The sequence below is a fragment of the Erwinia papayae genome, from assembly GCF_058241465.1.
Genome location: NZ_JBZCHT010000009.1, coordinates 559,469 through 579,171, shown reverse-complemented (window position 1 = coordinate 579,171; position 19,703 = coordinate 559,469). Strand labels below are relative to the sequence as shown.

The 19,703-nt window shown below is 54.6% G+C and carries 20 protein-coding genes; 8 read left to right on the top strand and 12 right to left on the bottom strand.

Features of this window, described 5'->3' with window-relative positions:
- Positions 1-18: 18 nt before the first annotated feature.
- Together efeU and putP are read right to left on the bottom strand one after the other, a co-directional pair.
- Positions 19-852: an iron uptake transporter permease EfeU gene (gene efeU, locus AC3RPL_RS07435; RefSeq protein ID WP_490739500.1), complete on the bottom strand. Its 834-nt coding sequence runs from the start codon at positions 850-852 to the stop codon at positions 19-21.
- Positions 853-1,022: 170 nt separating this feature from the next.
- On the bottom strand, positions 1,023-2,507 hold the full coding sequence (gene putP, locus AC3RPL_RS07430; protein ID WP_490739499.1) for a sodium/proline symporter PutP: 1,485 nt from the start codon (positions 2,505-2,507) through the stop codon (positions 1,023-1,025).
- 403 nt (positions 2,508-2,910) lie between these two features.
- Here putP and putA point away from each other — a divergent pair, with 403 nt between their 5' ends.
- Positions 2,911-6,855, top strand: a complete 3,945-nt coding sequence (gene putA / locus AC3RPL_RS07425) for a trifunctional transcriptional regulator/proline dehydrogenase/L-glutamate gamma-semialdehyde dehydrogenase (RefSeq protein ID WP_490739498.1) — start codon at positions 2,911-2,913, stop codon at positions 6,853-6,855.
- A gap of 124 nt (positions 6,856-6,979) precedes the next feature.
- On the opposite strand, the gene AC3RPL_RS07420 is transcribed toward putA, so the two are convergent.
- The 10 genes from AC3RPL_RS07420 to AC3RPL_RS07375 form a co-directional block, all read right to left on the bottom strand.
- Positions 6,980-7,465, bottom strand: coding sequence for an acyltransferase family protein (locus AC3RPL_RS07420; protein WP_490739497.1), 486 nt, complete (start codon positions 7,463-7,465; stop codon positions 6,980-6,982).
- Positions 7,414-7,743 carry an acyltransferase family protein gene (locus AC3RPL_RS07415; RefSeq protein ID WP_490739496.1) on the bottom strand — a complete coding sequence of 110 codons (330 nt, stop codon included), beginning with the start codon at positions 7,741-7,743 and terminating at the stop codon, positions 7,414-7,416. Before AC3RPL_RS07415 ends, AC3RPL_RS07420 begins: the two co-directional genes overlap by 52 nt.
- Positions 7,744-7,927: 184 nt before the next feature.
- Positions 7,928-8,077 (bottom strand): hypothetical protein, encoded by a 150-nt coding sequence (locus AC3RPL_RS07410; RefSeq protein WP_490739495.1) that lies wholly within the window; start codon positions 8,075-8,077, stop codon positions 7,928-7,930.
- 343 nt (positions 8,078-8,420) lie between these two features.
- Entirely contained in the window at positions 8,421-9,170 is a 750-nt protein-coding gene (gene tcyN, locus AC3RPL_RS07405; RefSeq protein WP_490739494.1) for an L-cystine ABC transporter ATP-binding protein TcyN, read from the bottom strand.
- Positions 9,167-9,835 carry a cystine ABC transporter permease gene (gene tcyL, locus AC3RPL_RS07400; protein WP_261640378.1) on the bottom strand — a complete coding sequence of 223 codons (669 nt, stop codon included), beginning with the start codon at positions 9,833-9,835 and terminating at the stop codon, positions 9,167-9,169. The genes tcyN and tcyL overlap by 4 nt, the downstream gene beginning before the upstream one ends.
- The gene (gene tcyJ, locus AC3RPL_RS07395) at positions 9,835-10,638 is read right to left on the bottom strand and encodes a cystine ABC transporter substrate-binding protein (protein WP_490739493.1); all 804 of its coding nucleotides are present in this window, start codon (positions 10,636-10,638) and stop codon (positions 9,835-9,837) included. The genes tcyL and tcyJ overlap by 1 nt, the downstream gene beginning before the upstream one ends.
- Positions 10,639-10,730: 92 nt before the next feature.
- Positions 10,731-11,717, bottom strand: coding sequence for a D-cysteine desulfhydrase (locus tag AC3RPL_RS07390; RefSeq protein WP_490739492.1), 987 nt, complete (start codon positions 11,715-11,717; stop codon positions 10,731-10,733).
- 89 nt (positions 11,718-11,806) lie between these two features.
- On the bottom strand, positions 11,807-12,310 hold the full coding sequence (fliZ, locus tag AC3RPL_RS07385; protein ID WP_034935632.1) for a flagella biosynthesis regulatory protein FliZ: 504 nt from the start codon (positions 12,308-12,310) through the stop codon (positions 11,807-11,809).
- 43 nt (positions 12,311-12,353) lie between these two features.
- Positions 12,354-13,076: an RNA polymerase sigma factor FliA gene (locus AC3RPL_RS07380; protein WP_034935630.1), complete on the bottom strand. Its 723-nt coding sequence runs from the start codon at positions 13,074-13,076 to the stop codon at positions 12,354-12,356.
- 143 nt (positions 13,077-13,219) lie between these two features.
- Positions 13,220-14,188, bottom strand: coding sequence for an HNH endonuclease signature motif containing protein (locus AC3RPL_RS07375; protein WP_490739491.1), 969 nt, complete (start codon positions 14,186-14,188; stop codon positions 13,220-13,222).
- 295 nt (positions 14,189-14,483) lie between these two features.
- Between AC3RPL_RS07375 and AC3RPL_RS07370 the strand changes: the two genes are divergently transcribed.
- Genes AC3RPL_RS07370 through AC3RPL_RS07340 form a run of 7 tightly spaced genes read left to right on the top strand, consistent with a single transcriptional unit; the run spans position 14,484 to position 19,602 of the window.
- Positions 14,484-15,290: a hypothetical protein gene (locus AC3RPL_RS07370; protein ID WP_490739490.1), complete on the top strand. Its 807-nt coding sequence runs from the start codon at positions 14,484-14,486 to the stop codon at positions 15,288-15,290.
- A 23-nt stretch (positions 15,291-15,313) separates the two neighbouring features.
- The gene (gene rfbF, locus AC3RPL_RS07365; protein ID WP_034935624.1) at positions 15,314-16,084 is read left to right on the top strand and encodes a glucose-1-phosphate cytidylyltransferase; all 771 of its coding nucleotides are present in this window, start codon (positions 15,314-15,316) and stop codon (positions 16,082-16,084) included.
- Positions 16,069-17,166 carry a CDP-glucose 4,6-dehydratase gene (rfbG, locus tag AC3RPL_RS07360; protein ID WP_490739489.1) on the top strand — a complete coding sequence of 366 codons (1,098 nt, stop codon included), beginning with the start codon at positions 16,069-16,071 and terminating at the stop codon, positions 17,164-17,166. Before rfbF ends, rfbG begins: the two co-directional genes overlap by 16 nt.
- A complete protein-coding gene (gene rfbC / locus AC3RPL_RS07355; RefSeq protein WP_490739488.1) occupies positions 17,163-17,705 on the top strand; it encodes a dTDP-4-dehydrorhamnose 3,5-epimerase in 543 nt (180 codons plus the stop codon). Before rfbG ends, rfbC begins: the two co-directional genes overlap by 4 nt.
- A 2-nt stretch (positions 17,706-17,707) precedes the next feature.
- Complete coding sequence (locus AC3RPL_RS07350; protein WP_490739487.1) at positions 17,708-18,073, top strand: NAD-dependent epimerase/dehydratase family protein; 366 nt, start codon at positions 17,708-17,710, stop codon at positions 18,071-18,073.
- Complete coding sequence (locus AC3RPL_RS07345) at positions 18,009-18,542, top strand: NAD-dependent epimerase/dehydratase family protein (RefSeq protein ID WP_490739486.1); 534 nt, start codon at positions 18,009-18,011, stop codon at positions 18,540-18,542. The genes AC3RPL_RS07350 and AC3RPL_RS07345 overlap by 65 nt, the downstream gene beginning before the upstream one ends.
- A 10-nt stretch (positions 18,543-18,552) precedes the next feature.
- Positions 18,553-19,602 carry a class I SAM-dependent methyltransferase gene (locus AC3RPL_RS07340; protein ID WP_490739485.1) on the top strand — a complete coding sequence of 350 codons (1,050 nt, stop codon included), beginning with the start codon at positions 18,553-18,555 and terminating at the stop codon, positions 19,600-19,602.
- Positions 19,603-19,703: the final 101 nt, after the last annotated feature.

The following is a 19,703-nucleotide window of genomic DNA, read 5'->3' as shown; positions in this document are numbered from 1 at the left end:
GTTCATTGGATAAAGGCTTCAACGCGAGGAGCGAATTGCTGCCGCCTGGGGACGCGCCGGCATAAAGAACAGCACCAGCGCAGGGACTAAATAGATTAACCATACCGCCACTTCACTGACGCTGGGCGTTTCCTGATAGCCAAAAAAGCCTTCCAGCAACGTACCTGCCAGCGTACCGGTGGAGAGGGTCTGACTGAAATCGAAGGCCACCGTCTGGAAATGATTCCACAATCCGGCCTCGTGGAAAGCCCGTATTGCTCCGGCCGCCAGCCCGGCGGCGACAAACAGAATAAACAGACTGGTCCAGCGGAAGAACAGCGCCAGATTCAGGCGCACCCCGCCCCAGTAGATCAATACCCCGAACAGAACCGCCGTCGCGAGGCCCAGCAGCGCGCCGACCGGCGGAGCAATGCCGACATCCTGCTGAAATGCCGCCAGCAGGAAAAACACTGACTCCAGCCCTTCGCGGACTACCGCCAGAAATACCATCATCACCAGCGCCCAGCCGCTGCCGTTGCCTTTCTGCAACGCGGTTTCCACCGCCCCTTCCAGTTGCGCCTTCACGTTACGTGAAACCTTGCGCATCCAGAACACCATATACGTCAGAATACAGACAGCCACCACGGCCACTATCCCTTCAAACAGCTCCTGCTGCTTCTGCGGAAATTCGCCGGTGGTTTCATTAATAAACCAGCCCAGTCCGAGGCAGAGCGCGGCGGCAACAAACACCCCAATCCACATGGCGCTGAACCACTGGCCTCGCCCGGTCCGCTTCAGATAGCCCGCAATCAGACTGACGATCAGCGCGGCTTCCAGCCCTTCGCGTAACATGATGAGAAACGGGACAAACATGCCGGTACCTTCAAGTGTTAAGAGAAATTCAGTTCGGGTAAAGAAACGTAAATCAAAACGATACCGATTATCATTATCGCGGCAGAAAAAACAAGGGTTGTGGCAGGTATTTTCGTGCGGGCTGTGGTGCTGTGAGGATTAAACGGGCCGCGAAATACGGCCCGTTGACATCAGTGTGCTTTAAATTCCGCTTCGCCAGCGGCAAAGCGCTGTTGCGCTGCGGCAGAAGGCTCACGGTCCAGCAGGCTGAACAGCACAATTGCCAGGCTGGCAAACAGGAAGCCGGGGATGATTTCGTACAAATTCAGCCACGCATACTGTTTCCAGATCAGTACGGTTGCGGCCCCGACAATCATCCCAGCCAGCGCGCCGTTGCGGGTCATGCGTTTCCAGATAAGCGAAAGCAGCACCACCGGACCAAAGGCCGCACCAAAGCCAGCCCAGGCATAGCTCACCAGCCCCAGCACCCGGTTTTCCGGGTTGGACGCCATCAGGATAGCGACCAGCGCCACCAGCAGCACCATCGCCCTGCCCATCCATACCAGCTCACGCTGGCTGGCATTTTTACGCAGGAAATTCTTGTAGAGATCTTCGGTCAGCGCCGAGGAGCAGACCAGCAGCTGGCAGCTGAGGGTGGACATCACCGCCGCCAGAATGGCCGACAGCAACACCCCGGCAATCCACGGATTGAACAGCAAACGTGCCAGCTCGATAAACACCCGTTCGCCGTTTTGTGACACCCCCGCCGCCTGCTCCGGATGGTTCTGGAAATAAGCAATACCAAAAAAGCCCACCCCCACCGCGCCGCCCAGGCAGAGGATCATCCAGCTCATGCCAATACGGCGGGCAGTACGAATGGAGCGGTGCGAGTCAGCCGCCATAAAGCGCGCCAGAATATGTGGCTGGCCAAAGTAGCCCAGCCCCCAGCCCAGCAGAGAAATCACTGCGATAAAATTGAGGTTTTTCAGCATATTGAGGTTTTCAAGACTTTTCGCCTCAATCACCGCCAGCGAGTCACTCACCCCGCCTACGGCAAAAATGACGATGACCGGGGTCAGAATCAGCGCGAAAATCATCAAACCGGCCTGCACGGTATCGGTCCAGCTGATTGCCAGAAAACCGCCGACAAAGGTGTAGATGATGGTGGCCGCAGCACCGGCCCACAACGCGGTCTGATAACTCATGCCGAAGGTGCTTTCAAACAGACGCGCCCCGGCGACAATGCCGGAGGCACAGTAAATGGTGAAAAACACCAGAATCACCAGCGCAGAAATCACCCGCAGCAGCTTACTGTTATCTTCAAAGCGGCTGGAGAAGTAGTCTGGCAGCGTCAGGGCATTATCATGGTGCTCGGTCTGCACGCGCAGCCGTCCAGCAACAATTTTCCAGTTGAGCCACGCACCGATGGTCAGGCCGATGGCTATCCAGCTTTCTGAAATACCGGAGAGGAAAATGGCACCGGGCAGGCCCATCAGCAACCAGCCGCTCATATCAGATGCCCCGGCAGACAGCGCGGTGACCACGCTTCCCAGGCTGCGTCCGCCCAGTATATAGTCATCAAAGTTTTTTGTTGACCGCCAGGCAATAAATCCAATCAGCACCATGCCGAAGATATAAACGCAAAAGGTCACCATCATTGGTGTGCTTGCTGTCATTCAGGTTCTCCACTTTATGATTGTTAATGCACACTCCCCGGCCTGCAGACATCCTTAAAAATTCTTTCTGGATCCGGAGCGGGGTATCCTGCCGTAAACCGCGATAGCGGACAAATGATTTAACACGGTAGTTACAACGCTTTCACCATTAATCCTGACTGTGATGCTGACAGGTTGCACTGGATCACAGTGTAAGCGGTTGCACCTGTGAAAAACCATATTAAAACCAGGATTTAACACACTCTTCGCTATCGACAATGACTAAAGGCAACAATCATGCCAGCGGGTTAAATATTGCTGCTGACTCTGCAAACCGGCTCACATTTAACATGGTTGCACAAAGTTGCAACTTGAATGATATTGTTCGTAACATCATCATTTAATTCGTGAGGAGTTCTCAGGTATGGGCACCACCACCATGGGCGTAAAACTGGATGACGCCACCCGCGAACGCATCAAGCTGGCAGCCAGTCAGATTGATCGCACGCCGCACTGGCTGATTAAACAGGCAATCTTTAACTACCTTGCACAACTTGAACGCGGCGAAGCCCTGCCGGAGATCGCCTCACAACCCGTTGATGCCGAGGGGGAAACCCCGGCCGCAGAAGAGTCACATCAGCCATTTCTGCATTTTGCTGAAACCATCCTGCCACAGTCGGTTATCCGCGCCGCCCTCACTTCCGCCACGCGGCGTCCGGAAACGGAAGTGGTGCCGGTGTTGCTGGAGCAGGCTCGTCTGCCCCTGAAAACCAGCCAGCAAACTTACCGGCTGGCCCATCAGCTGGCCGACACCCTGCGGCACCAGAAAGGTGCAGGCGGCCGCGCCGGTATGGTGCAAAACCTGTTGCAGGAGTTCTCGCTCTCTTCACAGGAAGGCGTTGCGCTAATGTGTCTGGCCGAAGCCCTGCTGCGCATCCCGGACAAGCCGACCCGTGATGCCCTGATCCGTGACAAAATCAGCAATGGTAACTGGCAGTCCCATCTTGGCCGCAGCCGTTCACTGTTCGTTAATGCCGCCACCTGGGGGCTGCTGTTCACCGGTCGGCTGGTCGCCACCCACAATGAGGCGAACCTTTCCCACTCGCTGAACCGCATTATTGGCAGGCGCGGTGAGCCGCTGATCCGCAAAGGCGTGGACATGGCGATGCGCCTGATGGGCGAGCAGTTTGTCACCGGGGAAACCATTGCGGAAGCGCTGGCCAACGCCCGCAAACTGGAAGAGAAAGGGTTTCGTTATTCCTACGACATGCTGGGGGAAGCGGCGCTGACCGCCCGCGATGCAGAAGCGTATCTACTCTCTTATCAGCAGGCCATTCACGCCATTGGCAAAGCCTCCAACGGGCGCGGCATTTATGAGGGGCCGGGCATTTCGATCAAACTCTCTGCCCTGCATCCCCGGTACAGCCGTGGGCAATATGAGCGGGTGATGAACGAGCTGTGGCCGGTGCTGAAATCACTGACCCTGCTGGCGCGCTCCTACGACATTGGTATCAATATTGATGCGGAAGAGGCCGACCGGCTGGAGCTGTCGCTGGATCTGCTGGAAAAACTCTGTTTTGAGCCAGAGCTGGAAGGCTGGAACGGCATCGGCTTTGTTATTCAGGCCTATCAGAAACGCTGTCCGCTGGTGATTGATGCGCTGACCGACCTGGCAGGCCGCAGCCAACGTCGGCTGATGGTGCGACTGGTTAAAGGTGCTTACTGGGACAGTGAGATCAAACGCGCGCAGCAGGACGGGCTGGAAGGCTACCCGGTGTTTACCCGTAAAGTCTATACCGACATCTCTTACCTCGCCTGCGCCCGTAAGCTGCTGGCGGTGCCGAATCTGATCTACCCGCAGTTTGCCACCCATAACGCCCACACCCTGGCGGCCATTTATCAACTGGCGGGCAATAACTACTATCCGGGGCAATATGAGTTTCAGTGTCTGCATGGTATGGGCGAACCGCTGTATGAACAGGTGGTGGGCAAAGTGGCCGATGGCAAACTTAACCGTCCCTGTCGGATCTATGCGCCGGTCGGCACCCATGAAACCCTGCTGGCGTATCTGGTTCGCCGCCTGCTGGAAAACGGTGCCAACACCTCGTTTGTTAACCGCATAGCGGACACCTCGCTGGCGGTGGAAGATCTGGTGGCCTGTCCGGTGGACGAAGTGGAAAAACTGGCCCGTAGCGAGGGTGCCATCGGTCTGCCCCACCCCCGTATTCCCCTGCCCCGTGATATCTACGGCGCGCAGCGACAGAACGCCGCCGGTCTGGATCTGGCTAACGAACACCGTCTGGCCTCGCTCTCCAGCGCACTGCTTAACAGCGCCATCCAGCCCTGGCAGGTGGCCCCACTGATTGACGGCGTTACCTCACCGGGTGATGCGCTGCCGGTAATCAACCCGGCAGAGCCGACCGATGTGGTCGGCTATGTGCGCCATGCCAGCACGGCAGACGTTGATACCGCGCTGGACGCCGCCGTCAACGCCGCGCCAATCTGGTTCGCCACGCCAGCGCAGGAACGCGCGGCAATCCTTCATCGGGCTGCCGGACTGATGGAGAACCAGTTACAGCATCTGCTGGGCGTACTGGTTCGCGAGGCGGGCAAAACCTTCAGCAATGCCATTGCCGAGGTGCGCGAAGCGGTCGATTTTCTGCATTATTATGCCGCTCAGGTCAGTGACGATTTCGATAATGAAACCCATCGGCCGCTGGGACCGCTGGTCTGTATCAGTCCGTGGAATTTTCCGCTGGCTATTTTCACCGGTCAGGTTGCTGCTGCGCTGGCAGCAGGCAACTGCGTGCTGGCAAAACCCGCCGAGCAGACGCCGCTTATCGCCGCGCTGGCGGTACAGCTGTTGTACGACGCGGGCGTGCCACGGGGAGCATTGCAACTGCTGCCCGGTGAGGGAGAAACGGTGGGCGCACGACTGACTGCTGACTCGCGCGTGCGCGGTGTGATGTTTACCGGCTCCACCGCCGTTGCCAGCCTGTTACAACGCACGCTGGCCAGCCGGCTGGATCCACAGGGACGTCCCGTGCCTTTAATCGCGGAAACCGGCGGCCTGAATGCCATGATCGTCGATTCCTCCGCGCTGACGGAGCAGGTGGTTATCGATATTCTCGCTTCTGCTTTTGACAGTGCGGGGCAGCGCTGTTCCGCCCTGCGCCTGCTCTGTATTCAGGATGATGTGGCAGAGCACACGCTGAAGATGTTGCGGGGTGCGATGAGCGAATGCCGGATGGGCAATCCCGAGCGTCTCTCTACCGATATCGGACCGGTAATCGATAAAGAGGCGAAGCAGGCCATTGAGCAGCACATCGCCGCGATGCGCAGTAAAGGCATGCCGGTTTACCAGGCCGCGCTGAACTGTGATCAGGATTGCAAAGAGTGGCAGAGCGGAACCTTTGTCCAGCCGACGCTGATTGAACTGCAAAACGTCAGCGATCTGGACAAAGAGGTATTTGGTCCGGTCCTGCACGTGGTGCGCTACAGCCGCAACACGCTGCCGCAGCTCCTTGAACAGATCAATGCCCAGGGCTACGGCCTGACGATGGGCATCCACACGCGCATTGATGAGACCATCGGTCAGGTCAGTCAGCGGGCGCATGTCGGCAATCTCTACGTGAATCGCAATATGGTCGGCGCAGTGGTCGGCGTCCAGCCGTTTGGCGGTGAGGGGTTGTCGGGCACCGGCCCGAAAGCCGGTGGTCCGCTCTATCTTTACCGCCTGCTATCCAGCCGTCCCGATGACGCACTGCGCATCACGCTGGAGAGACAGGACGCGCTGCTGCCAGCGGATACCACCCTGCGCGCCACGCTGTTGGGCGCACACCAGGCGCTCACTGCCTGGGCGGAAGAAAAACCGCATCTGGCGGCCATCTGCACCCGCTTCGCGGCGCTTGCTCACAGCGGAACGGTGCGGTTGCTGGCAGGCCCCACCGGCGAGCGCAACAGCTATACACTGCTGCCACGGGAACGCGTGCTTGCGCTTGCCGATAACGAGCAGGATGCGCTGGTGCAGCTGGCAGCGATCACGGCAACCGGCAGCCGTGCGCTGTGGCAGGAAGACGAGCTGCACCGCACGCTTTGCAGTACGCTCCCCGACGAGGTACGGGCGCGGATTGATTTCGCCAGCGCGCCGCTACAACAGCACTTTGATGCGGTGATTTTTCACGGCGATGCCGATCAACTGGGTGAAGTCTGTCAGCAGGTTGCAGCGCGCGAAGGGGCAATTGTGTCGGTGCAGGGATTTGATCGGGGTGACACCGGGCTGCTGCTGGAGCGTCTGCTGATTGAACGGGCGATTAGCGTCAATACGGCGGCGGCGGGAGGCAATGCCAGTTTGATGACTATCGGCTGAGGTACAGATGTAAAAATCCCCCTTTATCAGGGGGGATTGAGCCTGCACCAGCTATAAGCCTGATGTCTGTCACGAGATAATCAAAGCCTCGCGAAACATGCGAAAAAAGTCACGCCATCACAGATTAGTCATTTTCAATCCTGTTGACATACATTTCATCACCATTCCCTCCCCAGCCACGGCTTTGGCCCTGACAGGTAAAAGACTGGCCGGCATAGTTAACAATCATATTCAGCGTGTAGCCACCGGTATGATTGCGCCAACAATCCTCTGCAACGGTGACAGAACCAAAAACAGTATTTTGATCTGTTGTGACCGAATTAAACACACCAGGCAGGTTGGCCGATCTGTCAGTACCGTTTTGTGTCGCACTTGCCCTGGCTGAGAAGATGCGATGAAGAGCATAGATTTGCAACGTGTTGCGACCCAGCCAGTTGAGCCAGCGCAGAGTGAACCATCGATTAAGCTGGCGGCACAGGGCGATGCTGAAAAGAATGCTTAATACCGAGAGAAACAGGCTATGCCGAAGACCCGGCAGCAGATGGGCAGCGGCCAGTATCAGCCAGACTGGCAGGTTACGGCGGCGTCCTTCACTCCAGCGCAGCAGCATATCGCTGTGAAAAACACCCGGCGGGAAAAAATCAGATACTGCGCGAGGCTTGCCGGTCCCCTGCCGGGAATAATTCCACTCACGGCGGCATAATTTAGCATAACCGCCATCAGCAGTAAGCTGCCGTTCTGCTGGCGAAACAATTTAGCCAACAGAAAGAAAAGTCCCAGCGCATATAAATACCAGCAGGAACTCATCGCCAGCAGCATCAGTCGAATAAACTTCAGTGGCGTTTCTGCCCAGACGGCATTGCTACCGGTCGATAATTTCCCGCCCATAATATGGCCTGAAACGCCTCTAATCATCAGCCACTGAATAATCCCCCAGATAAAATAGAGATATTACCCTGCCAGTTAATACCTGTTTCCAGTTACGATGAAGAATATCGTGACTTGCCAGTAAACCAGATGCAAAGAAAAATACCGGCATACGCAGTGGTACAAAATAATTATTAACAGTCAGTCAGAGCCTCGCCGGAATAAATCCGGCACTCAGAGGCATAACCGTTGCTGCATATCCCGGGAAGGTGACATGCCAGAGCACCACCAGCAAAATACAGCCACCTTTGAGGCTGTTAATCCAGGCTATTTCTTCTCTCTCAGCAGTATGCATTTTACCCCTCCACCACCTCAGCCAGATAAATAGTAAAATGTGGAACAGCTGACGTTAGCGGCAGCAGATAAAATAATATGGCCTGGATAGTTAAAAAAGCGCACCAGATAAAACGCCCGGTAAAATATATCAACTCAATTTTTGAGATTATTTACCCTTACAAAAAAAAAGACCATGAGGCTACTCTTAAAGACTGAGCGGTGACCAGCAGTAATAAGAGCTTATTGCAAATTAAAAAAGGGTATGTGCCGTATTCTGCACCTTCAATCAGAGATATTTGGGAGTAATCGCAGCAGAAGTCAGGTAGTGGTGGACAGGACCGCCGGTTAACCGGCGATCGTCGTTATGAATTGAGGAATTTATCAAGGAATTGCCGGGTGCGTGGCTGTTGCGGCGTGGTAAACAACGCTTCAGCCGCGCCCTGCTCCACGATCCGCCCCTGGTCCATAAAAATCACCCTGTCCGCCACGTCGCGGGCAAAGCTCATCTCGTGAGTGACAATCACCATCGTGCGCTTCTCCTCAGCCAGGGCGCGGATGGTAGTCAGCACCTCGCCTACCAGCTCCGGGTCCAGCGCCGATGTGGGTTCATCAAACAGAATGACCTGCGGACGCATTGCCAGCGCACGGGCGATGGCCACCCGCTGCTGTTGCCCGCCGGAGAGACGACGTGGATAACTCTCTTCCCGCCCTTGCAAGCCCACTTTCGTCAACAGCTGACGCGCATGGGCCACCGCCTGCTCTTTTGGCTCGCCTCTGACGATGGTTGGTCCTTCAATAATGTTCTCCAGCACCGTGCGATGGGGAAACAGATTGAAGTTCTGAAAGACAAATCCTACCTGCTGTCGCAGCTGGCGTACCCGCTCACGCTCTCTGCCAGCCGTTGCCGCATCAATGCGAATATCGCCCACCTGGATAATCCCGCTGTCGGGAGATTCAAGCAGGTTAATACTGCGCAATAAGGTGGTTTTGCCGGAGCCGCTTGGCCCGATAATCGCCACCACTTCCCCCGCCGCCACCGCCATATCAATGCCGTGCAGCACGATCTGACCGTTGAACTGTTTTGTCAGTTGACTGACGCTTATCGCGCTCATTTTTCCTCCCGATCCTGGCGGTTCACCCGCTCTTCCAGTCGGCTCTGTAACACCGACAGCAGCGTTGCCATCACCCAGTAAATCAGCGATGCAGCCAGATACATGGTGAATACCTCAAGGGTACGCGAGGTGATCAGCTGCGCCTGACGGAACAACTCCGGCACCTGGATGGTCGCCGCCAGCGAGGTATCTTTAACCAGACTGATAAAACTGTTGCCAAGGGGCGGCAGCGCCGTGCGGGCCGCCTGCGGCAGAACAACCCGGCGCAGGGTCTGCCAGCGGGTCATGCCGATGCTGGCCGCCGCCTCCCACTGGCCGCGCTCGATGGCGGCAATGGCGCCACGCAGTGATTCAGAGGCATAGGCGGCGGTGTTAAGGGAAAGACCGATCATCGCGGAAGGAACCGGGTCCAGCTCAATACCAAACTGCGGCAGGCCGTAGTAAATCATAAACAGCTGGGCAATCAGCGGCGTACCCCGAAATATCGAGACATAAAAGCGGGAAGCCCATGACAGCGGCCAGAACGACGAAAGCCGCATCATCGCCAGCATAAAACCCAGCAGCAGACCGAAGAACATCCCGCCAATGCTGAGTTGCAGGGTAAACAGCGCCCCTTTCAATAAAAATGGTGCTGAATCCAGCACCAGTTGAACACTTTCCTGCATTATTTCGTCACATCCACGCCAAACCATTTCTCTGACAGCCTGGTCATGGTGCCATCCTTCTGCATCTCTGCAATGGCTGCGTCAATAGCCTGTAACAGCTGAGGATTGTTTTTACGCAGCGCAACGCCGGATGCCTGACGGGAGAAGGCAGGACCGGCCACCGCGAGGCTGTCACCGGTTTTTTTCACCAGGTCGAGGGCGGCGAGACGGTCCACCAGAATGGCATCAATACGGCCCACGCGCAGATCCTGATATTTGGTGGGATCGTCGTCGTAAGTACGGATATCGACACCCTTCACGTTGCCACGCAGCCACTGCTCATAATTGGTGCCAAGCCCGACACCGACCTTTTTGCCGCTCAGATCGTCCGGTTTGTTGATGGTCGCAGCGTTTTTCTTCAGCGTCAGCGCCTGGATACCGGAAACGGTATAAGGCGTTGAGAAGTCATATTTTTTCTGCCGATCATCGGAAATAGTGACCTGATTGATCACCACATCAATGCGACCGGAATCCAGCGAGGCCAGCATTCCGTCCCATTTGGTGGGTTTCAGGCTAGCCTTCACCCCAAGATGCTGTGCCAGTGCCTGGGCGAAATCCACCTCAAATCCGGCCAGTTTGCCATTGCTGTCCTGGAAACTGAATGGCGGATAGGTGCCTTCCAGACCCACCAGCAGCGACCCGCGCTGTTTGACTTTATTCAGCAGATTTTCATCAGCGGCGAGCGCGCCGGAAGAGAGCCCGGCCAGCAGAGAAAGGGACATCAGCCCCATAATCAGTTGACGAGGGATGAGAGAAAGCTTCATAAACAACTCCATTTCGCTAATCAGATGCTGACAGAATCTATGCGGCCAGTCTGATTAATACCAGCTGTGTGTTAAGAACAATCTGAACTAATTCAGAACAAAGGGTGATAAGCAAACAGCGCAGGTGTACCGCCGGTGTGGACAAAAACAATCGGCCCCTGACGGCGAAAGCGATTCTGACTGATACCGTCCAGTAAACCGGCCATTGCTTTACCAGTATAGACCGGGTCAAGAAAGATCCCTTCCAGCCTCGCCAGCAAACAAATCGCCTCGTTCGCCTCGGGATTGGGCTCACCATAACCTGGCGCGAAATAGTCATCCCACAGCACCACCGGTGCCGTGGCGGTCAGTTCCAGCAACGAAGCGAGTCTGTCGCGGATATCCACCACCTTAGGCCGCTGTTCCTGCACCTTGCGGGAGACGGTAACGCCCACCAGTTCGGTCCCCGGCAGTAACTGTTCCAGTCCCACCGCCAGCCCGGCATGGGTTCCGGCACTGCCGGATGCGACCACCACCGCAGCAAAATCCACCACGCCCTGGCTCTGGTGTGCTATCTCCTGCGCACATTCAACATAGCCCAGCGCCCCAAGCGCACTGGAGCCGCCAACCGGAACGATGTAGGGACGAAAACCCTGCGCCTCCAGTCGTTCAGCCTGCTCTTCCAGCTGTTCAGTGGGATGGTTCAGCGCATCAACCATCACCACTTCAGCGTCCATCAGCTCAAGCAGCAGACGATTGCCATTCGACAGGTAGTTTTCGGCGCTTGTGCCCGTGGGATTTTCCAACAACGCCACACATTTCAGTCCCAGCTTAGCCGCCACGGCGGCGGTCTGACGCACATGGTTCGACTGAATTGCGCCGGCCGTCAGTAGCAGGTCCGCGCCCTGCCGCAGGGCATCTGCCGCCAGAAACTCCAGCTTGCGCAGCTTATTGCCGCCCAGGCCGAGCGGGGTAAAATCGTCACGTTTAATAAAAATATCCCGCCCCACGTAGTCAGAAAGACGGGGCAGATGTTCCAGCGGCGTGGGTGAACCCAGCAGTTCCAGTCGGGGAAAAGCATTAAGAAGATGTAAGGACAAGATGGCCTCCTGAACAGGCGCAGTCAGTTGTCCTTACAGTTTTACAGAATAAGACAGGCAGGTAACCTGAAAAGGTCTGAAGCCAGCAACTAATTTCGCTGCCAGCCTAAAAACTGGTCATATTTACGCAGAGCAATACGGTAATTGTTATTACCGGCATCCGGCAGATCATTTTCCAGACAGGCGTGCCAGCTGGTGCCTTGTAGTTTTTCCGCCGGGAAATTTCGAGCCGAGAGCATATCGTCGAGACGACGCAGGCGAACAACATATTCGCGAATGGTGCTGTGACTCATTTCTGTTTGCTCAAACAGATACTGCTTAAACGCCATAATGTCGAAATAATTCGGGTGGGTGTTGCAATAAATATCGCTGCAAAACCGGCACAGGGCAGTCAGTTCATTCTGAAGTTTTAACCAGACCTGATCGTCAATGAGCTGGTCCATCCGGGCAATGGCTTCTTTATTAATGATTTGTCCGCGAAAGACCAGCGCCATGCGGTCCAGCACTTTGCTGCAATGCGAGCAGTTACTCTGGCTGTGTTTATAGTCTTTTAAATAGCGGCTCAACGGCCTGAGTTTGGTTTTGGATCCCATTATGGAGTCCCCGATTGCTGTTAAAAATGCAAAACTGACTCCTTTAGCGCGCTGCCGTTAATCGGGTGCGCAGGCGTTTTATCGCCTGACTGTGCAGCTGGCTGACACGGGATTCCCCGACCTCCAGCACTGCGCCAATCTCTTTCAGGTTCAGCTCCTCCTGATAATAAAGTGTCAGCACCATTTTCTCGCGTTCGGGTAGAGCCTCGATCGCTTCAATGACGCGTTCACGCAGATTCCCTTCCATCAGCTGATGCAGCGGATTGGCCTCTTCATGCCCTTCCGTCACCAGCTCCGCGCTGTCACCGTGTTCCTCACGAAATTCATCGTAAGAAAACAGCTGGCTGTTGTTGGTATCCAGCAGGATCTGCCGGTACTCTTCCAGAGATACGTCCAGCTGCGCCGCGACTTCCTGTTCGGTGGCAGAACGTCCTAACGCCTGCTCGACCTGATGCATTGCAGCGGCCACTTCACGCGCATTACGCCTTACGCTACGTGGTGCCCAGTCGCGGCTGCGCAATTCATCAAGCATGGCGCCACGGATACGTTGCACGGCATAGGTGGTAAACGCCGTTCCCTGAAGCGCATCGTAGCGCTCCACGGCGTTCAACAAGCCAATGCCCCCTGCCTGTAACAGGTCATCAAGTTCGACGCTGGCAGGCAACCTGACCTGTAAGCGCAGCGCTTCATGGCGCACCAGTGGCACATATCTCTGCCACAGCGAGTTTTTATCCATCACGCCACCGGCGGTATATAGGTCGTTCACTCTGACTATCCTGCGTTAGTTAAGTTATCGGCACGATTATCGGTTTCTGTAGAGAAGATTGATTGGCGGAATAACGGTAAAAAAGGCAGGTTATTTCAATTTTGTGCCAGCGGGCAGGCCGGTATTCGTCGCCCGCTGACCGTTTAGCGGAATTGATGCAACCGCTCGCGTGTGGCCTGCGGCACCTGTGACCATAGCGCACAGACTTTTCCTTCCAGCGCCTGATAAAAGGCAGCCAGCGCCTGATCTTCCGGCAACGCAGTACGGAATCGCACCACCCCGCTCTCTGCATCAATGGTTAACCGGCGGCTGATAAACAGTCGCTGTAAGTCACTACGCAAAAACAGGCCGTTATCAGTATGGTTATCCAGCAGGAAACCCTGCTCGTTCTCGCGCATGTCGATATGGCAGGCTTCCACCCACGGCCAGTTGTTTTCCTCACCGAGCAGCGTGCCGGTGATGATGCAGGCCCCGTAGCGCTCGCGCACCGAACTGCTGAACTCCTGCTGACTGGCCTTTTGCCACAGCCTGGCCTTCACCCGCCGCCCCACCTGCGTGCCTTGTATTACCCCGCCCGCAGGCGGTAACAGCGGCGAAGTCAGTACCACGATAAATTGCAATTGACGGGAGTATTCAAAGCAGGGTTTTGACTGGCGGTCATACAGTTGCCAGTACTCCTCCTCTTCCTCGGTGCGCAACAACGCCAGCGTATAGCCGCGCTGCTGCATCAGGCTTTGCGCCATAATCGACGCCGGATCGAGCATCGCCAGTACTTTGCTCTCACCCATCACTTTCCAGGTATTCCACGGGGCCGGTTCTGCCGGACGACGAAAATAGAGAAAACTTTCCTGATGCAGTAAGTAGTGCTCAAAGCGTGACAAATAATTTTTTCTTTCATTATCGTTGGCAATAAACAGCAGATCCTCCATCGGGATCTGGCTGTCTTTGCTGGCAAAAACGGCGCGGATAGTCCGGTTTTTACTGGACGTGGACGGACTGAGCAGGCCGCGACTGGTTAACGACTTATCGTCAGGGTAGCGCTGACTGTAGCGTTCGCTGATTTCATCAAACGACAGCAGTTCTCCGGGTAACAAATCATAATTGAAGCGCATCGTACGACACTCCGGAAGGTAAAGGTTTCATGCCATGCCCGGCATGGCGTGAATTAACAGCCTGTGCCATCAGGCTCTGAACACTCAACGGCGGCTACATCAGCTGTTATCGGCAATCCGTAAGGTTTCTGTAAAGCTTTACAGTGAAGCGGGCGAAGAATTTGTTTTTTATGAAAAACGCATCCTGAAGCTGCGCCCTGACGCCGATAAACAGTATAAAAATGCGTTTATTCTCTTAATTGAAAGATAAGCCCTGCGCTAGCATTGCTCCAGGCATTCCCCTTCGGAACATTTCATGAAAACTTTTATTATCTGTCATCAGGATTTGCCCTGCTATCACCTTCCTGCTGATGCCAGTATCGTCTGGCTTAATGCTGTGATGCCTGAAAACACTCAGGGTCTGCATATTATTCCCGGTTATGAATTTATCGATAATGCTGTTGAATTGCATAAACAGCTTTCCGGTGCGATTGGTCCGATGGTGATCCGCAATATTGCCGCTGAAATGAAGTTGAATGAAGGCAGTCTGACTATCTGGCAATACCGCAAATTCGTGACCCGTGAAAATTACGGCGCACCCTCGATTGATTACGGCGGAACCCATGACGTGGGGATTAAAGAGGCCTCTGAGAAGCCGATTATTCCCCATCTTGCGGAAGGCCATCACTATATCGTTTCCAGGCCAATGCAGTTGGGTAATTTATTCCAGCAATATATTGCCTTTCACCATGTCAGCGACCTGCTGAAATATACCGCGCTGGCCGTGGATTTGGGCGTGATATCTGAACAGGACAGCTTCCTGTTCCTGAACTGCGCCCACCTGATTATTGGCGGCATCGAGCTGGGCACCTATCCTGCGGTGTGGTGGCAATCGGCATTTGAACGTCTGCAGGCTGTCTCACTGGCTTTTGTTGAAAACTTCACACCTTACGATCAGACCGACCCGTACCAGAAGCGAGCGGTGGCTTTCTGTCAGGAGAGACTCGGCAGCTATCTGTTATTAAAAGAGCTGAGCGCCGCGCACAACAATAATCTGCCAATGGGCCTGTTTGGCACCGTACACACCGTCACGCAAAATGGTATGTACGCCCGTGGTACTTAATTCCTGCTCACAAGGATAATACGATGAAAGTTGTTATTTTAGCGGGTGGTCTGGGTTCCCGTCTTTCGGAAGAAACGGTAATACGTCCAAAACCGCTGGTTGAAATTGGTGATAAGCCGATTATCTGGCACATCATGAGTATCTATGCGCATCACGGCTTTAAAGATTTTATTGTTTGCGTCGGCTATAAAGGCTATTTACTGAAAGAGTATTTTGCCAATATCGTGTTGCATCATAATGATATTACCGTTGATTTATTAAATAACCACGTTGAATACCATCACGGCTCCGCGCCGGACTGGAAAGTGACGCTGGTTGATACCGGTAATAGTTCGATGACCGGCGGCAGACTCAAACGGATTAAAGAATATCTCGATCCCAATGAGCCGTTTATGATGACCTACGGTGACGGCCTCGGCGATATTAACATTACCGAAGAACTTGATTTTCATCGTTCTCATGGTCTTCAGGCCACCATGTGTACGGTGGTGCCGCCCGCCCGCTTCGGCACCATTCATTCCGATGGCTATCGCATTACCGATTTCGCCGAAAAGCCCGTCGATCATTCAGCCAGAATCAACGGCGGTTTCTTTATTCTGGAGCCTTCCGTACTGGATCTGGTGGAAAATGACAGCACCGTCTGGGAAACCGGCCCGCTTGAACAACTGGCGCGAAGCGGCCAGCTGGCCGGATTTATGCACGATGGCTTCTGGCAGCCGATGGATACCTTGCGGGAAAAAATGCTGCTGGAAGACCTGTGGCAGAGCGGTGAGGCACCATGGAAAATATGGTAACCCCGGCCTTCTGGCACGGAAAAAAAGTTCTGATTACCGGCCACACCGGCTTTAAAGGGTCATGGCTGACGCTGTGGCTGTTGAAAATGGGCGCGGTTGTCGAGGGGGTTTCCCTGCCAGACGACCGGCCTGGTTCACACTATCATGCCGTGGATTTCCGCAGTGCCATCAAAGAGCATCTGGTTGATATTCGCGACGGGCAGGCGCTGGAGACAATTATCCTGCACAGCGCCGCAGAGATTGTTTTTCACCTCGCGGCCCAGCCGCTGGTGAATGCCTCCTATGTTGATCCGCTCAACACCTTCACCAGCAACGTCAACGGCACCCTGAATCTGCTTCAGGCCATTCGTCAGTCGCAAAGCATTAAAACGGTTGTCGTCATCACCACGGATAAGGTCTATGCCAACAGCGATGCGCCCGATAATGCCTTTGCGGAAACGGATGCGCTGGGCGGCAACGATCCCTACAGCGCCTCCAAAGCGATGACCGAACTGCTGTGCACCTCTTACCGCGAAAGCTATTTCCGTAAACAGGGCATTGTGCTGGCCACCGCGCGTGCCGGGAATGTTATCGGCGGCGGAGACTGGTCTGACGATCGTCTGGTGCCGGACTATTTTCGCGCCGTTAACAGCGGTCAGCCTTTTAACGTACGTTATCCGGATGCGGTTCGACCCTGGCAGCATGTGCTGGAGTCCCTGCGCGGCTATCTTCTTTATGCTGAATATCTCAGCCGTGAAAGCCAGTCCTCTGTGACCGCACTGAATTTTGGCCCGGACAGCCACAACACCATTACCGTCCGGGAACTGCTGCGGCGCTTATCTGCTTTTGCTGAAAACGATCGGGCACCCGCGTCACTGGCGGTTGCACCGCAAAACAGAGAGGCTCTCCACCTTTCGCTCAACTCCTCACGGGCGCGTGAAACCCTGGACTGGTTTCCGGCACTGGATATCAACCAGACCCTGCGATTAACCAGCGAGTGGTATCAGGCCAGTCGCACCGCCACCGATATGGCCGCGTTCAGTCTGCAACAGATTGCCGATTATGAAAGCCAGGTGAGGGAACAACACGAGACAGCGCAATGAAAATGACTGAAACCCCGATTATCGGTGCATGGCATATTGAAGCAACGCCCTTTGTTGACCAGCGCGGTTCGTTCACCCGCACCTTCTGTCAGCGGACCTTTGCCGCCCATGGTCTGGAAACCACCTTCGTGCAGTGCAACCTGTCGAGAAACCGACACAAAGCCACGTTGCGCGGCCTGCATCTGCAAACCGGCGAACAGAGCGAGGTGAAACTGGTCAGGGCGGTGAGCGGTCGTATTTTCGATGTGGCGGTGGATTTGCGTCCTGACTCGCCCTCTTTTCTGCGCTGGCACGGCATTGAGCTGAGCGCCGGGCAGCAGAATGCGTTTTATATCCCGCGTGGCTGCGCCCATGGCTTTATCACTCTCGAAGATAACAGCGATTTGCTCTACCAGGTGTCGCACGAATATGCACCCGGCCATGAACGGGGTTACCGCTGGGACGATCCGGCGTTTGCCATTGACTGGCCGCTTCAGCCTGAGATCATCAGCGATAAAGATCGTGCTAACGCTGACTTTCAGCTTAATCAGGCGCGCTGAAGATGCAGAATATTCTCCTTACCGGTGCCAGCGGTTTTGTCGGACAGGCGCTGTTGCGACAGCTGGCGAATAATGATCACCTCTCCATCACCGTTATCTGCCGCGAACAGAGCCGTAACACCCTGCCTGCACAGCAAAATTTGCATCAGGTGGTAGTCACCGACTCCATCTTTGACAAGGATCAGTCGTGGTGGCAGGCGCGACTCAGCGGCATTGATACAGTGATTCACAGCGCCTGGTATGTCGATCCGCAGGATTATCTCTCGTCTGAGCAAAATATTTGCCTGCCTGAACGGAACGGTGGTGCTGGCACAGGCCTGCGTGGCCGCCGGGATAGGCTATTTCGCCGGAATTGGCACCTGCTTTGAATATCAGCACGGCGATGATTATCTTAGCGTGGAGACGCCTCTTGCTCCCCGTTCGCTGTATGCCGCCTGCAAAGTCGCCACTTTTCATCTGCTGAGCGAACTGTTCAGAAATACCCCGACGGCATTCGGCTGGTATCGCCTGTTTTATCTGTACGGCGCGGGTGAAAAAGCGGCGCGGCTGGTGCCTTATCTGACATCGATGTTAAGCAGTCATCAGCCCGCCATTTTAAAGCAGGCTAATCTGGTACGGGATTATCTGGATGTCGATATTGCGGCAGAGAAAATTATTAATAATGTTATGGCATCACACGCCGGTGTATTTAACGTCTGTTCCGGTGACAACACCACGTTAAAAGATCTCGCGCTGAAGATTGCCGCCCGTTATAACGCCACTCACCTGCTGCAACTGGGTGAGGTCACGCCTTCCGCCAGCACACCCCTGAAAATAGTGGGCGTGTGCAATTTATGAGAGAACCATCATGAGCTCAGCTGAATCACTCTTTTATCGTGAAAACTATCCGATATTTCAGAACAAGATGTACAACTCTCATCATGAGGCGGTGAACTGCCCGAAAGGTGATATCGATCTGGCTACCGATCCCCGCACCAGGATTATTTTTAACCGGCAGTTTGATGAATCGAGAGTGCAGTACGATAAGGACTATCACAATGAGCAGGGGCTGAGTCAGGCCTTCTCGCAGCATTTACATGATGTTGCCGGACGGATTATTGCCGCGATGGGAAAGAAAAATATCGTCGAGATCGGCTGTGGTAAAGGGTTGTTCCTCGATATGCTCAGCGAGAAAGGCGTGGAGATAACCGGTTTTGATCCCACTTACAGTGGCGACAACCCTAAAATCCGCCCGGAGTATTTCACCCGTGACACGCCGGTTTCCTGTGATGGCATTATTCTGCGTCATGTGCTGGAGCATATTAAAGATCCGGCTGACTTCCTGCATTTTCTGAAAAAGGCCGCCCCTGAGCACTGTAAAATATATATCGAAGTCCCGGCGTTTGAATGGATTATGGCCAACAATGCCTGGTACGATATTTTTTACGAGCACGTTAACTATTTTCGCCTGAATGATTTTAAACGGCTGTTCAGTAAAATTATCGATGGCGGCTATGTTTTTAACGACCAGTATATTTATCTGATTGCTAATCTCTCCGATCTGCGGGACAGCCCGGAGCAGGAAAACAGTGACGCTGCCATCCGTTTCCCGGTTGAGCAGTTGATCAGTGACAAAGTTGACCGCAGTAAGAAGATTGTCCTGTGGGGTGGCGCATCCAAAGGGGTTATTTTTGCCATGAACCTTTCCTGGATGGGATTGCGCGTTGACCACGTCATTGATATCAATCCACAAAAACAACATCGTTTTTTAGCCGCAACCGGCATCCAGGTGCAATCCCCCGATGAGGTGCTGCCTGAGCTTGCGGATAATGACAATATTTACGTGATGAATTCAGGCTATCTGGCCGAGATAAAACAGATGACCGGGCATCGGTTTAATTATATTACCCTTGACTGAGAGCCGTCTTTCACGGTTTCGCTTTAACAATCCATCTGTTGTGCAGATGGATTTTTTTTAGCTCTTATCACGGCGTTGAGAATACTGGGCAGGTCTGCCGT